Source organism: Paenibacillus sp. FSL W8-0426 (genome assembly GCF_037969725.1).
GTDB lineage: Bacteria > Bacillota > Bacilli > Paenibacillales > Paenibacillaceae > Paenibacillus > Paenibacillus hubeiensis.
Genome location: NZ_CP150203.1, coordinates 5,470,001 through 5,482,541, shown reverse-complemented (window position 1 = coordinate 5,482,541; position 12,541 = coordinate 5,470,001). Strand labels below are relative to the sequence as shown.

Sequence of the window (12,541 nt, the reverse complement as noted above, 5' to 3'; positions counted from 1 at the left end):
CATGGGAGAGGCGATCGTGATCACTTCGGGTAAAGGTGGCGTTGGCAAAACGACGACCTCGGCAAACATCGGAACGGCGCTGGCGCTGCTCGGGAAAAAGGTTTGTCTGGTCGATACGGATATCGGCCTTCGCAATCTGGATGTCGTAATGGGACTCGAAAACCGGATCATTTACGATTTGTGTGACGTTGCCGACGGCCGCTGCCGGCTGAATCAGGCTCTGGTTAAAGATAAACGCTTCGAACAATTATACATGCTGCCTGCAGCACAAACGAGAGATAAAAATTCCGTATCGCCTGAACAGGTGAAGGATATCATCCTTGAACTGAAAAAAGATTTTGAGTACGTTATTATTGATTGCCCGGCCGGGATTGAACAGGGATTCAAAAATGCGGTTGCCGGCGCAGACCAGGCTATCGTTGTTACGACGCCCGAGAATGCTGCCGTTCGCGATGCAGACCGGGTCATCGGATTGCTCGAAAGTTCCCATGTACAATCACCGAAGCTTGTGGTGAACCGTATACGCAACAATATGGTCAAGTCGGGGGATATGCTCGATATCGATGGTATTTTGCAGGTGCTTAACATTGATCTAATCGGGATCGTGCCCGATGACGAGCTGGTGATCAAGTCCGCCAATTCCGGCGAACCGACGGTCATGAACCCGGATTCGAATGCAGCGATTGCCTATCGCAATATTGCGCGTCGTATTCTCGGAGATACCGTTCCCTTGATGCAGATGGATCAAAAAAAGGGAGCATTCTCACGCTTTAAAAAGTTTTTCGGTATGGGTTAAGCGATAGGTTTAGCTTGCCGATTCATGATTCCCTCAGACGAACAGCCGTGGCGGTAAGCGCGGCTTTTTCGGCTTCTCTTCTTTTTTTATTTACGCCGTTATTGTTGTGTCCCGAATTTGCTTTTCCTCCGAACGTGCCTGCTCATATTATGGACAGACCCTTCATAGAATGTACCAAAGAAATGCGTTTGTGAATTGATCATCGCAAGCAGACAAGCCGTCTGTCATATGACGGAGGTTTTCTGGCGAAATCACAGGATGCGAATGGCGGTTAACGCAGAATCGCGGCATCCTGAACAAGCCTTGGCGGGAGGACATTCCATGGATACCAAACTGAGGGTGAAGCAGAGAAGGGAAGAGCGGATCAGGCGGCTGCTGGACGGAGCTGCGAAGGAGATCATGCTGGAGGAGCGGCCGGGATTCGTTCATAAGGAAGACAAAGCCAATCAGCGGCGCATACCGTCGATGTCTGATGATATACAGGACAAGCCTCGAGACCTTGCATCGTCGATGCAGGAAAGGGAGCGCGATCCTGAGCTGTTATGGAAGCAGGAGAATGGGCGGTACGGACCGAATGGACACGTCCGCTTCCATTTTTTTAAATCATTGATGAAGCGAACGCTTGTCAGTGCAGTGCTGTTTGGAGCAGTCTGGGGAATGTTTCAATGGAATGCTTCCTGGACGGTATCTCCCAAAACGGCAGTAGCCGATGCATTGCATCGGGAGATGGATTTTGAGGCTGCAACGGCTTGGTATGAGAAGCACTTTGGGGGACACCCCTCATTTTTGCCGGTATTCGGGCATGCCGCGGATGCTGTCAACGGCGGGGAGGGAGTGCATTCGCTGCTGGGCAAGCCGATATCCGGAACCGTTGTGCAGCCTTTTGCGATGAGCATGAAAGGGATCGAGATCGTTCCTGATCTGTCCGGAGAAGATTCCGTGCGGGTGGTCAGCTCGGATGCAGGCAGGGTTCTGCAGGTGCTGGGGGACCCGGAGAGCGGCATTACGGTTGTTGTTCAGCATACGGGTGGCCTCACGGCTATTTACGGACGACTCGGAGAGAGCGATGTAGCGGTGAATGACTGGTTGGAAGCCGGAGGCGTCGTAGGAAGCTTGCCCGCAAGCCGGGGCGAACAGCCTGCATCGTTGTATTTTGCCATTAAGGAAGGCGACCAATATGTAGATCCGGCAGAAGTGGTTGCCCTTGATTAGGTTTTGGGGCGTCCGCATCACGATGCATCCGTTCTTTGTCATCATTATGTTGGCTTCCGTGCTGACAGGGCATTTTATCGAGCTGGTGACCTTGTTCGCCATCGTATTCATTCATGAATGCGGGCATGCGGCTGCAGCGGGCCTGCTGGGCTGCCGAGTCCTTTCGATTCAGATGCTTCCGTTCGGGGGCGTGGCTGTCATCGAGGATCGGGGGAATCTTACGGCGGGAAAGGAAATTCTGATCGCGCTCGCCGGTCCAATGCAGAATATGCTGATGGTAGGAGCTGCTCTGCTAATACTGCAGTTGGGTGTGGGCGATCCGGAATTTATCCGGTACATCATCCAGGGAAACATGCTCATCGCTTTGTTCAACCTTCTACCCGTAATGCCGCTGGATGGCGGCAAAATCGTGCAGGCGCTTGTCAGCCTGTTTGCTCCTTATTACAGCACATTGATGTGGACGTATCGTATAGGCATCTTGTGCAGCTTGGGCATTAGTGGATATGCAATTAGCCGTTGGCTGGCTGCAGGAGACGGATTGCCTTTAAACCTGCTGCTGATCGGGGTGTTCCTGCTGTATTCGAATGTAACCGATTTTAGGAATGTTCCCTATCGATTTATCCGCTTTCTGATGAATAGGGAAGAAGTTTTTGTTCGTCATGCGACCGCTGGCAGTCTTGTGCAGCCGATAATCTCATTTCCGGCGAAACCTTTGGATACCATTTTGCGTCTATTAAAGAGAGAAAGATATCATATGATATACGTCATGAACAAAGAGGGCCGCATTATGGCCGTTCTGCCGGAACAGCGGATTATCGGTTCTTATTTCAAGCAAAATACCGAAAAATAATAGTTTTGGCTGGTTAACCGGCCGAAATCAAGGTTATACGGTTCATGTATGCATGCGTGCATGCATTGCTAACATACAGAAACGGATGTGGAAGAATTGAATGCTCTTCTTGAGGTGCAGCCATGAAACAAATGATCATACATAATGAACACAACCTCGTGCAAATGGCGCTACTGGAAGAAGGAAGGGTTGTAGAATTCGCGGCAGAGCATACCAATGACCGGGGACTGCTCGGCTCCTTTTTCAAGGGACGGATCGTGAATGTATTGCCGGGAATGCAGGCTGCTTTCGTCGATATCGGGCAGAAAAAAAACGCATTTCTGTACGTGGATGACCTGCTTCATCCACACCTGGAGAAACAGCCCAAGGTGAAGCCCTCCATCTCGGAGTTGGTCAAACCTGGACAGGATATTATTGTTCAGGTACTGAAAGAGCCGGTGGGCGGAAAAGGAGCGAGGGTGACGACGCATTATTCTTTGCCGGGACGCTGGTTAGTGTACATGCCCATGGCAGATTATGTGGCCGTATCCAAAAAGATTGCCCGCGAAGGGGACCGCTCCCGACTCAAGGCACTCGGTGAACAACTTCGGAACGGCGAAGAAGGGTTGATTATTCGTACCGTATCTGCAGAGAAGCATCAGGAGGCCATCCAGGCAGACCTTGAAGTTCTGCGCCAACAATGGCTAAATATTCTCCGAAAGGCCGAGGGAATGCCTTCTCCGAAACTTCTGCATCGTGATATTGGGCTGGTGCAGCGCATTATCCGGGACGTGTACACGCCTGGAAGCGATGAGGTCATTACCGACAGCCAGCCGAATGCCGATGCGATCGCCGCCCTGCTGGAAGAAATCGGACCGGGACATCGGCCTAAAGTGCAAGTTTACAGAGGGCAAGATCCGATTTTTGCGGCATACGGCGTGCAGGAGCAGCTGAAGCTTGATTTTGCGCGCAAAGTTTGGCTGCCGGGCGGAGGATATATCGTGATCGACCACACGGAAGCACTAACTGTGGTGGATGTAAATACCGGCAAATATACCGGTGCTGGCGGAGACCGACTGGAAGACACCGTCACTGAAACCAACATGCAGGCTGCAGTCGAAATTGCCCGCTTAATGCGGCTTCGTGACATTGGCGGCATGATTATCGTGGACTTCATCGATATGGAGGAAGAGGCGAATCGGCAGGAAGTGGCGGCCACGCTGGAGGCCCAGCTCAAAAAAGACAGAACGAAAGCATTCGTGATAGGTTGGACCAAACTTGGCCTGCTTGAAATGACCCGCAAAAAGGTGCGTGAGGAAAGCACGCTCCCTTACGTGGAGGCATGCTCTTCCTGTCATGGAACGGGGAAAAGATATATTTCGCCGTTGCATTGATTTTTGCCGTGAGTAGTGCTATAATGTTCAGGTATGTGTTGAGCCGGTAGGTCTTGCACATGCTGTAACCGCACTGGCCGGGTACAAGAACAGCCCCGCGAGGTGGCTGACACCCGAGATCGGGCGAGTCTGAGACATGAGGAGGTGCAAGGCAAATGTACGCAATTATTGAAACAGGCGGCAAACAGTACAAAGTTCAAGAGGGCGATGTTCTGTTCATCGAGAAATTGGCTGCGAACGACGGCGAAAGCGTAACGTTCGATCGTGTCCTGGCTGTATCCAGCGAGCAAGGTCTGACTGCAGGAACTCCAGTTGTATCCGGAGCAACTGTAACAGCTAAGGTGGAGAAGCATGGTAAAGGTCAAAAGGTTGTTGTATACAAATACAAACCGAAAAAGAACTACCATGTGAAGCAAGGTCACCGTCAACCGTACACTAAAGTAATCATTGAGAAAATCAACGCGTAAGAAGGTGCGATAATTGATTATCGTTCAAATCTTTCGCAATGGTGAAGGCAGTATAGAGAAATTTTCGATCCAAGGGCATGCCAATTATGCCAAGCGGGGAGAAGATATCGTTTGTGCCGGAGTTTCTGCCGTTACGGTAGGTACGGTCAATTCCATTGAAGCGTTGACGGGTGTCGAGATGAATTCCAAGATGAAAAACGGTTTTCTGAGCGCCTCCATGCCAACGTTGAATAAGGATGAAGACAGGTCTCAGGTGCAATTATTGCTCGAATCCATGGTGATTATGCTCACTAGTATTGCAGAGTCATACGGGAAGTATATTAAAATAGAGCAGTTCAATAATTAAAGAAGGAGGTCAACCATCATGTTGAAATTAAATCTTCAGTTGTTCGCATCGAAAAAAGGTGTGGGTTCCACGAAGAACGGACGCGACAGCCGCTCCAAACGCCTTGGCGCTAAACGTGCTGACGGTCAAGCCGTGACTGGTGGAAGCATCCTGGTTCGTCAACGCGGAACCAAGATCCACCCAGGAACTAACGTGGGAATCGGCAAAGACGACACTTTGTTCGCCAAAGTGGACGGCGTTGTTAAATTCGAACGTTGGGGCCGTGACCGCAAAAAAGTTAGCGTCTATCCTGTAGATGTTGCTCCAGTAGCAGCTGCAGTAGAGGCGTAATATCGGCATTCTTCGCCAGAAAGCCTTCGGCATTTTTGCCGGAGGCTTTTTTGCGTGGATGTGCATTCGGTAATGAACTGGCAGATCAGACATGATATACTTGGTAACGGTGGGATAAACCAACCGAGTTTGGTAGAACGGGGAGAAGCCATGAAATCTTGGAAAAGAGTGCCGTGGATTGCGGCATGTTCACTTCTGATTCCTTTGGTTTTCATCATGCTGTATCCGGCGGCCGTATCGATCGTTGCATATGCATTGTGGTCCGTCGTTGTGCTGCTGGTTTCGCTAGCTGCGATGAGAAAGCAGGCGGATGCGGAGCGCAGAGCCATTATACAATCGTTGGAAGAAAGAGCGATATCGTCGCTGAATCATCACCGGCATGATTGGATGAACGACCTTCAGGTATTGTATGGATACCTTCGAATGGGCAAGCTTGATAAATCATTGCAATGTGTGGAAAGAATAAAAGAACGGGTTCAGGAGGAAAGCCGGATTTCCAAACTGGGCATTCCTTCACTCGTATTTTACCTTCAATCCTTCCGCGCGAGCGGGGCTGCGCTCGATTTGCACGTGGAAGTGGAGGAAAACCTGCAGCTTGGTGCTCTGGTCTCTCCCGAGGATGGCGAGTCACTAACATGCGCAATTGCGGATGCCATCCGTGCCTATCAGTATGGCGGCGGCCGGTCGTCTTGGGGAGAGGTTCGCAAACTGACCTTGAGCTTTGGACAGGATCACGGGGATGTCGTTGTGCGGCTGGACGGGGATCAGACGCCCGACCCGGAAACGATAAAACAGCTTGATGCCGTACTCAAAGGAAAGAAAGTCAGAACGGAGCAACTTCCGTCTGAAGATACGTTTATCCAATTCAGAATGTCGTGTGAGGTATAGGAAGGGGTAGCCATGTTTGTAGATAAAGCGAAGATATATGTCAAAGGCGGAGACGGTGGAGACGGGATTGTTTCCTTCCGCCGGGAAAAGTACGTACCTGAAGGAGGACCTGCAGGCGGTGACGGGGGAAAGGGCGGCGATGTGATCTTCCGCGTGGATGAAGGGCTTCGTACCCTGATGGACTTCCGTTACCAGCGCCATTTCAAAGCGAAACGCGGAGAAAAGGGCCGCAACAAAAGCCAGCATGGAGCCAATGCGGAAAATATGGTCGTGCGCATACCACCAGGTACAATCGTAATGGATGAAGATACCGGAGAAGTGCTTGCGGACCTTACACGTCATGGTCAGCAAGTTATCGTGGCTAAAGGTGGACGGGGAGGACGCGGCAACATTCGCTTCGCTACGCCGAACAACCCTGCGCCCGAACTTGCGGAAAATGGCGAGGAAGGCGAAGAGCGCTATATTGTGCTGGAACTGAAAGTGATGGCGGATGTTGGCCTGGTCGGTTTCCCGAGCGTGGGCAAATCGACGTTGTTGTCCGTCGTCTCGGCGGCGAAGCCGAAAATCGGGGCATATCATTTCACAACCATCACGCCAAATCTGGGCGTTGTAGCCGTGGATGAGGGCCGCAGCTTCGTGATGGCCGATTTGCCTGGACTCATTGAAGGAGCGCATGAGGGCATCGGGCTGGGGCATGAGTTTTTACGCCATGTCGAGCGTACCCGCATCATCATTCATGTAGTGGACATGTCCGGTTCCGAAGGACGCGATCCGTTTGAAGATTGGCAGAAGATCAACGAAGAATTGAAACAGTACAACCCGCTGCTTGCGGAAAGACCGCAGATCGTCGCGGCAAACAAAATGGATATGCCTGATTCGGAAGAAAATCTGGAACAATTCCTGAAACAGGTTCGCGAGGTCCAACCGGATATTGAAGTTATGGCGATATCTTCCCTCACGCGGAAGGGCATTTCAGAGTTGCTTTACCGTGCCGCCGATCTGCTGGATCAAGTGCCGGAAGAAGTCACGGTGGACGAAGTGGCCGAGGTATCCGAACGCAAGGTATACAGCTTGGACAAAAAAGAAGACGAAGGGTTCCGCATCGTGCGGGAAAACGATATCTTCGTTGTGCATAGCGCCAAGATTGATCGCATGATGAAGCGCATGCAATTGAATTCGCATGAAGCGATCCTCAAGCTTGCACGCACGCTGCGCCATATGGGCGTAGACGACGAACTGCGGAAGCGCGGGGCCGAAGAAGGCACCATTGTGCGCATTGGCGATTTCGAGTTCGAATTCGTGGAAAGCAGCAGTTATTATTAAAAGCTGTCTTTGCCGGAAGAAAGATGTAAAGAACGCAGCGTGGCGGGATGTTCCCGCTGCCTGCGTTTTTTATGTTCTTGGGCGTGTATTGAATGAACGTAGTCATTTTTAGTACATTACATACTTTGGGCCAACGTGCATACGGGGAGACGGTCGTTTCGAAAATGTGCGTGTTATGTATTGCCCTTTTTTCACATATCCGATATAATGTCCACTAAATAAAAACATGAGTCTTTGAGGAGAGGACGTTCATGAATGAACGCTATTACTTAGTACGAGAAGACATTTTGCCCGAGGCAGTCGTGAAGACGATGCAAGTGAAGGAGCTGCTCGCTTCAGGGGATGTCAAAACGGTGCATGAGGCCGTAGAACAGGTAGGATTGAGCCGTAGTGCGTTTTATAAATACAAAGATGGAATTCATTTGATCAACCAACTCGAGCGCGAGAGAATCGTGACCATATCCATTGATCTGGAGCATCAGTCGGGCATCCTGTCCAAAGTATTGGGGCATGTGGCCGGCTATGGAGCCAATGTGCTTACCATTAACCAGAGTATCCCCCTCCAGGGAAGGGCCAACGTGGTGATTTCAGTCGAAACGTCGCATCTGCATGGCGAAATCGGGGAGATGCTGGAACGGATGCAGGAACTGCCTGGTGTTCGTCGTACGCGGATTGTAGGCCAAGGTTGATTGTATTACAGACTGCATGGGGCAACATGCAAAGCCAGATTCGAAGGCAACGGATTCATCGCAGGTGGTTGGCAACCATCAACAGACATTAGGGGGAGATCGTTCGTGAAACCGGTAAAAGTGGGACTATTGGGTCTCGGAACAGTAGGGACAGGGGTTGTTCGTATTGTGGAAGGCAATCAGGAGGATCTCAGCAGCCAAGTGGGATCGCCGATTGTCATTGAGAAAATCGCGGTGAAAAATACGGAAAAGGACCGTGTCATTCCTATTGACCGTGCCAAGCTGACGGAAAATCCCTGGGATGTCATCCGCCACCCGGATATCGATGTGATCGTAGAAGTAATGGGGGGGATCGATCGGACGAAAGAGTATATTCTGGAAGCTTTGGAGAGAGGCAAACATATCGTTACGGCCAATAAAGACCTGATGGCTCTGCATGGATCGGAAATTTTGGCAAAGGCACAGGAGAAGCAGTGCGACGTGTTCTATGAAGCGAGCGTGGCCGGAGGAATCCCGATTATCCGCACGCTGATCGAAGGCTTTTCTTCCGATCGGATTACCCGCATCATGGGGATCGTGAACGGAACGACGAACTATATTTTGAGCAAAATGAGCCAGGAAGGCGCTTCTTATGAGGAAGTGTTGGCCGAGGCGCAAGCGTTGGGATACGCTGAATCCGATCCTACGTCAGATGTCGAAGGACTGGATGCCGCACGGAAAATGGCCATCTTGGCAACGCTTGGATTTCGGACAAACGTGGAGCTCAAGGATGTCGCCGTAAAAGGCATTTCGTCGGTGACCCGTGAAGACATCACCTACGCCAAACGTTTGGGCTATGAAATGAAACTGCTCGGCATTGCCGACCGCGAGGGCGACGAGATCAGCATTAGCGTACAGCCGACGATGGTCAGACAGAACCATCCGATTGCCTCGGTCAACGGCGTATTCAATGCGGTTTATGTCCATGGCGAAGCCGTGGGTGAAACGATGTTTTACGGGGCGGGCGCAGGCGAATTGCCAACGGCAACTTCCGTTGTGGCTGACCTTGTGGCTGTGATCAAAAACTTGAAGCTGGGAGTCAACGGCCTTAAAGCTATCGTTCCCTATAAGCAGAAACGTTTGCAAAGCGACGAACAGATCGTATCCAAAAACTTTATTCTGCTGCATGTGGATGACAAAGCAGGTGTGTTGGCACAGATTACGCAAGTCTTTGCTGAATACAACGTTAGCCTTGCTTCGGTTGTTCAACAGCCGAATGAGCACAATCCGGATGCAGAAATCATTATCGTGACGCATAATGCAAGCAAGGCAAGCATGGATAAGGTGCTTAAGCATTTTGAATCCTTGAGTGTCATACGCCGAATCAAGAGCGTATATCGCGTAGAAGGTTAACGCGCGCGAATCACGAGGAAACGGCGGTTGCTGCCGATGTAGAGCCTGATGGATCAGTGGACAACGGAATGGATATACGATTTTGAAAGCGTATCGGACCTTGCTGTGCGTTAAAGCATATTTGCTGAGCGCGCTTCAACCTTTTGGGCATCGTGAGTATACGAGCTGAAGCTCGAAAAGGCATTTTAAAGGCGGAGAGTCCGCGGTAGAGGCGTCCTGATCCATCATGGCTGCAAGATCCCAACGTTGCGATCCGGACGGTGGCATCCGAACCGTTGGTTGTTAAAGATAGCGAGAAAGCCGTAATGGTGGCAATCGAACGATTGGAGATGCAAACCGAATGAGCATGAATCAAAAAGTTGTTGTAAAGGTGCCTGCAAGCACGGCCAATCTGGGTCCCGGGTTTGATACTCTAGGCATGGCATTGTCATTATATGCATGGCTGGAAATGAAGCCGGCGGATAAGACCGTTTTCCATTTGCATGGGGATAATCTGAACGGTTTGCCATCCGACAAGACCAATTTGATCTATGCGGTTGCCCAAATGGTGTTCCGCGAAGCCGGGGTGCCTGTTCCGGAGCTGGAAGTCTCCATGTTCTCGGACATTCCGCTTACCCGCGGGTTAGGCAGCAGCGCTTCCGCCATCGTTGGCGCGCTTGCTGCGGCGAACGCTTTGATTGGGTCCCCCCTGACGGACGCTAAATTGTTTGATATGGCGACGTCGTTGGAGAAACATCCCGATAATGTTGGAGCCTCCCTGTATGGAGGGGTTGTTGTTGCAGCTTGGGACGGAACGCGGGTAGAACATATCCGAATCGAGCCTCATCAGGATCTGCAGGCACTTGTCGTTGTGCCCGATTTCCAGTTGTCCACCTCGAAAGCCCGTGATGTAGTTCCTGATCGATTCAGCAAAGGGGATCTGGTGTACAATGTGAGCCGATCTTCGCTGCTTGTTGCCGCTTTGGCCGGCGGACGTCTGGACATGATCCACGCAGCAATGAAGGATCGGGTACATCAGCCTTACAGGGCATCGCTTGTGCCGGGCATGGCTGAGATTTTGGAGCATGCTGCGGATCATGGGGCTTTGGGCGCTGCGTTGAGCGGAGCCGGACCGACGGTACTGACGCTGGTGGACCGACATGATCCTCGCAAGACCGGTTTGGAGCAATATTTGTTGGATACAATGAAGCGCGAGGGCATTGCTGCTTCCGCGTTGTGGCTTGATCCTGACCTGGACGGGGTGACCGTGCTTTCAGATCAAGAAAACAGTCCTTTTCTGGACATCGTCAGAGGAGAAATCAACGCATGAAAAGAATCGCCGTGTTACCTGAAGGATCGGTTTCCCACGAGGCTATTGAATTTCTGTTTAATGGAGAACCGCTGGAATTGTACCATTCCAAATTGATTTCCGATGTGTTCCGCGCAACAGACAACGGAAAGACCCAATATAGCGTGATCCCTATCGAAAATACGATCGAAGGCTCGGTCAGCCTCCACATGGATTGGTTAGTCAATGAAGTCGATATCCCCATGCAAGCAGAATGGGTCTATCCTTCCATACAAAACGTGATCGGGCACGGGTCTGAATTTGCAACAGGCGACGGAGGGTATGATTTCGGCAAAATCACCAAAATCATGTCACACCCCGTTGCGATTCCGCAATGCCAAAACTTCATCCGTACTTATTCCCCTGAAGCAGATCTTGAAGGGGTGAACAGTACGGCCGAAGCGGTGGAATTGGTCAAAAAAAATCCGGGCAAAGGCTGGGCGGCCATCGGCACAAAGCTTGCGGCGAAGAAACACGGCCTGGACATCATGGCGGAACGGGTTACGGACCATGACAACAACTATACTCGCTTTGTGCTCATCGGCCATGAGCCGGTGCAAATTCCGCGGGAACCGGACCATGTCAAGACAAGTTTGCTCGTCACGCTTCCGGAGGATGCTCCAGGGGCGCTGCATCAGGTGTTATCGGCATTTGCATGGCGGAAGTTGAACCTTACCAGGCTGGAATCGCGTCCGACGAAAAAAAGGCTGGGGAGTTACTACTTTTACATTGATGTAGAAGAGACGGTAGACTCCGTGCTATTAACGGCGGCCATGGCCGAAATCGAGGCTTTGAATTGCCAGGTGCGTGTTCTTGGAAGCTACCCTTGTTATACCTATCCTTCGTTGAAGACGACCTGAGGGCCGGGTTGAGATTTGTTGAAGGTTGTCATGCGTATGGGTGAAAATTCACGTCCTGACTGCTTTTTGTTGTACAATAGAGGAGTTGGACGGAGTATTCGGAGCAGTGATTTTGAAATATAACGGAGGTGCAATGATTATGTCAGAGCAGTGGATTTATTTGGACGGTCAATTTGTAACCAAGGAGAATGCAACCATATCCGTGTACGATCACGGTTTTTTATACGGGGATGGCATTTTTGAAGGAATCCGCATTTACAATGGCAATATTTTCAGATGCAAGGCCCATTTGGACCGTTTGTACGATTCCGCCAAATCCATTGCGTTGAACATTCCGTTGTCGTATGACGAAATGCTTGATGCTGTGGCTGAAACCGTGCGCCGCAACGAGATGCGCAATGGATATATCCGTTTGATTGTATCGCGTGGAGCAGGTAATTTGGGGTTGGATCCGACACGTTGTCCGAAAGCTTCCGTGATTATCATCGTGGAGCAGCTCGCAATTTATCCGGAGGAAGCTTATTTGACGGGGTTAAAGGCCGTGTCCGTATCACAACGACGCAATATCCCGGACGCGCTGAATCCGAAAATCAAATCCCTGAACTACCTGAACAACGTATTGGTTAAAATCCAATCCAATTATGCGGGTGTTGGCGAAGCGATTATGTTGAACTCCCAAGGGTACGTA

At 50.9% G+C, this 12,541-nt stretch carries 14 protein-coding genes (1 of these 14 only partly in view); all 14 read left to right on the top strand.

Features of this window, described 5'->3' with window-relative positions:
* Position 1 precedes the first annotated feature (1 nt).
* A complete protein-coding gene (gene minD, locus MKY59_RS24775) occupies positions 2-796 on the top strand; it encodes a septum site-determining protein MinD (RefSeq protein ID WP_236414406.1) in 795 nt (264 codons plus the stop codon).
* 321 nt (positions 797-1,117) lie between these two features.
* On the top strand, positions 1,118-2,008 hold the full coding sequence (locus MKY59_RS24770; RefSeq protein ID WP_339274281.1) for a M23 family metallopeptidase: 891 nt from the start codon (positions 1,118-1,120) through the stop codon (positions 2,006-2,008).
* Positions 2,001-2,858: a M50 family metallopeptidase gene (locus MKY59_RS24765; RefSeq protein WP_339274280.1), complete on the top strand. Its 858-nt coding sequence runs from the start codon at positions 2,001-2,003 to the stop codon at positions 2,856-2,858. Before MKY59_RS24770 ends, MKY59_RS24765 begins: the two co-directional genes overlap by 8 nt.
* A 122-nt stretch (positions 2,859-2,980) precedes the next feature.
* Positions 2,981-4,231 carry an Rne/Rng family ribonuclease gene (locus MKY59_RS24760; RefSeq protein ID WP_236414401.1) on the top strand — a complete coding sequence of 417 codons (1,251 nt, stop codon included), beginning with the start codon at positions 2,981-2,983 and terminating at the stop codon, positions 4,229-4,231.
* A 155-nt stretch (positions 4,232-4,386) separates the two neighbouring features.
* Positions 4,387-4,698, top strand: coding sequence for a 50S ribosomal protein L21 (gene rplU / locus MKY59_RS24755; protein ID WP_236414399.1), 312 nt, complete (start codon positions 4,387-4,389; stop codon positions 4,696-4,698).
* A gap of 13 nt (positions 4,699-4,711) precedes the next feature.
* Complete coding sequence (locus MKY59_RS24750; protein WP_339274279.1) at positions 4,712-5,044, top strand: ribosomal-processing cysteine protease Prp; 333 nt, start codon at positions 4,712-4,714, stop codon at positions 5,042-5,044.
* Positions 5,045-5,062: 18 nt separating this feature from the next.
* Positions 5,063-5,374: a 50S ribosomal protein L27 gene (rpmA, locus tag MKY59_RS24745; RefSeq protein ID WP_236414395.1), complete on the top strand. Its 312-nt coding sequence runs from the start codon at positions 5,063-5,065 to the stop codon at positions 5,372-5,374.
* Positions 5,375-5,524: 150 nt separating this feature from the next.
* Positions 5,525-6,262, top strand: coding sequence for a Spo0B domain-containing protein (locus MKY59_RS24740; protein WP_236414394.1), 738 nt, complete (start codon positions 5,525-5,527; stop codon positions 6,260-6,262).
* A gap of 12 nt (positions 6,263-6,274) precedes the next feature.
* Positions 6,275-7,585, top strand: a complete 1,311-nt coding sequence (gene obgE, locus MKY59_RS24735; RefSeq protein ID WP_236414392.1) for a GTPase ObgE — start codon at positions 6,275-6,277, stop codon at positions 7,583-7,585.
* Between the two features lie 251 nt (positions 7,586-7,836).
* The gene (locus MKY59_RS24730; RefSeq protein WP_236414391.1) at positions 7,837-8,274 is read left to right on the top strand and encodes an ACT domain-containing protein; all 438 of its coding nucleotides are present in this window, start codon (positions 7,837-7,839) and stop codon (positions 8,272-8,274) included.
* 105 nt (positions 8,275-8,379) lie between these two features.
* A complete protein-coding gene (locus MKY59_RS24725) occupies positions 8,380-9,666 on the top strand; it encodes a homoserine dehydrogenase (RefSeq protein ID WP_236414388.1) in 1,287 nt (428 codons plus the stop codon).
* A 340-nt stretch (positions 9,667-10,006) separates the two neighbouring features.
* Positions 10,007-10,975 (top strand): homoserine kinase, encoded by a 969-nt coding sequence (gene thrB, locus MKY59_RS24720; protein ID WP_339274278.1) that lies wholly within the window; start codon positions 10,007-10,009, stop codon positions 10,973-10,975.
* Positions 10,972-11,853 carry a prephenate dehydratase gene (gene pheA, locus MKY59_RS24715; protein WP_236414384.1) on the top strand — a complete coding sequence of 294 codons (882 nt, stop codon included), beginning with the start codon at positions 10,972-10,974 and terminating at the stop codon, positions 11,851-11,853. The genes thrB and pheA overlap by 4 nt, the downstream gene beginning before the upstream one ends.
* Positions 11,854-11,992: 139 nt before the next feature.
* Positions 11,993-12,541, top strand: the 5' portion of a protein-coding gene (gene ilvE / locus MKY59_RS24710; protein WP_236414382.1) for a branched-chain-amino-acid transaminase. It continues 336 nt past the right edge of the window; only the first 549 of its 885 coding nucleotides appear in the window; the start codon lies at positions 11,993-11,995; its stop codon lies off the right edge, out of view.

Excerpts from the sequence above, each read along its gene's own strand:
- minD (WP_236414406.1), top strand. The coding sequence starts at position 2 with ATGGGAGAGGCGATCGTGATCACTTCGGGTAAAGGTGGCGTTGGCAAA.
- MKY59_RS24770 (WP_339274281.1), top strand. The coding sequence starts at position 1,118 with ATGGATACCAAACTGAGGGTGAAGCAGAGAAGGGAAGAGCGGATCAGG.
- MKY59_RS24760 (WP_236414401.1), top strand. The coding sequence starts at position 2,981 with ATGAAACAAATGATCATACATAATGAACACAACCTCGTGCAAATGGCG.
- rplU (WP_236414399.1), top strand. The coding sequence starts at position 4,387 with ATGTACGCAATTATTGAAACAGGCGGCAAACAGTACAAAGTTCAAGAG.
- rpmA (WP_236414395.1), top strand. The coding sequence starts at position 5,063 with ATGTTGAAATTAAATCTTCAGTTGTTCGCATCGAAAAAAGGTGTGGGT.
- MKY59_RS24740 (WP_236414394.1), top strand. The coding sequence starts at position 5,525 with ATGAAATCTTGGAAAAGAGTGCCGTGGATTGCGGCATGTTCACTTCTG.
- obgE (WP_236414392.1), top strand. The coding sequence starts at position 6,275 with ATGTTTGTAGATAAAGCGAAGATATATGTCAAAGGCGGAGACGGTGGA.
- MKY59_RS24730 (WP_236414391.1), top strand. The coding sequence starts at position 7,837 with ATGAATGAACGCTATTACTTAGTACGAGAAGACATTTTGCCCGAGGCA.
- thrB (WP_339274278.1), top strand. The coding sequence starts at position 10,007 with ATGAGCATGAATCAAAAAGTTGTTGTAAAGGTGCCTGCAAGCACGGCC.
- pheA (WP_236414384.1), top strand. The coding sequence starts at position 10,972 with ATGAAAAGAATCGCCGTGTTACCTGAAGGATCGGTTTCCCACGAGGCT.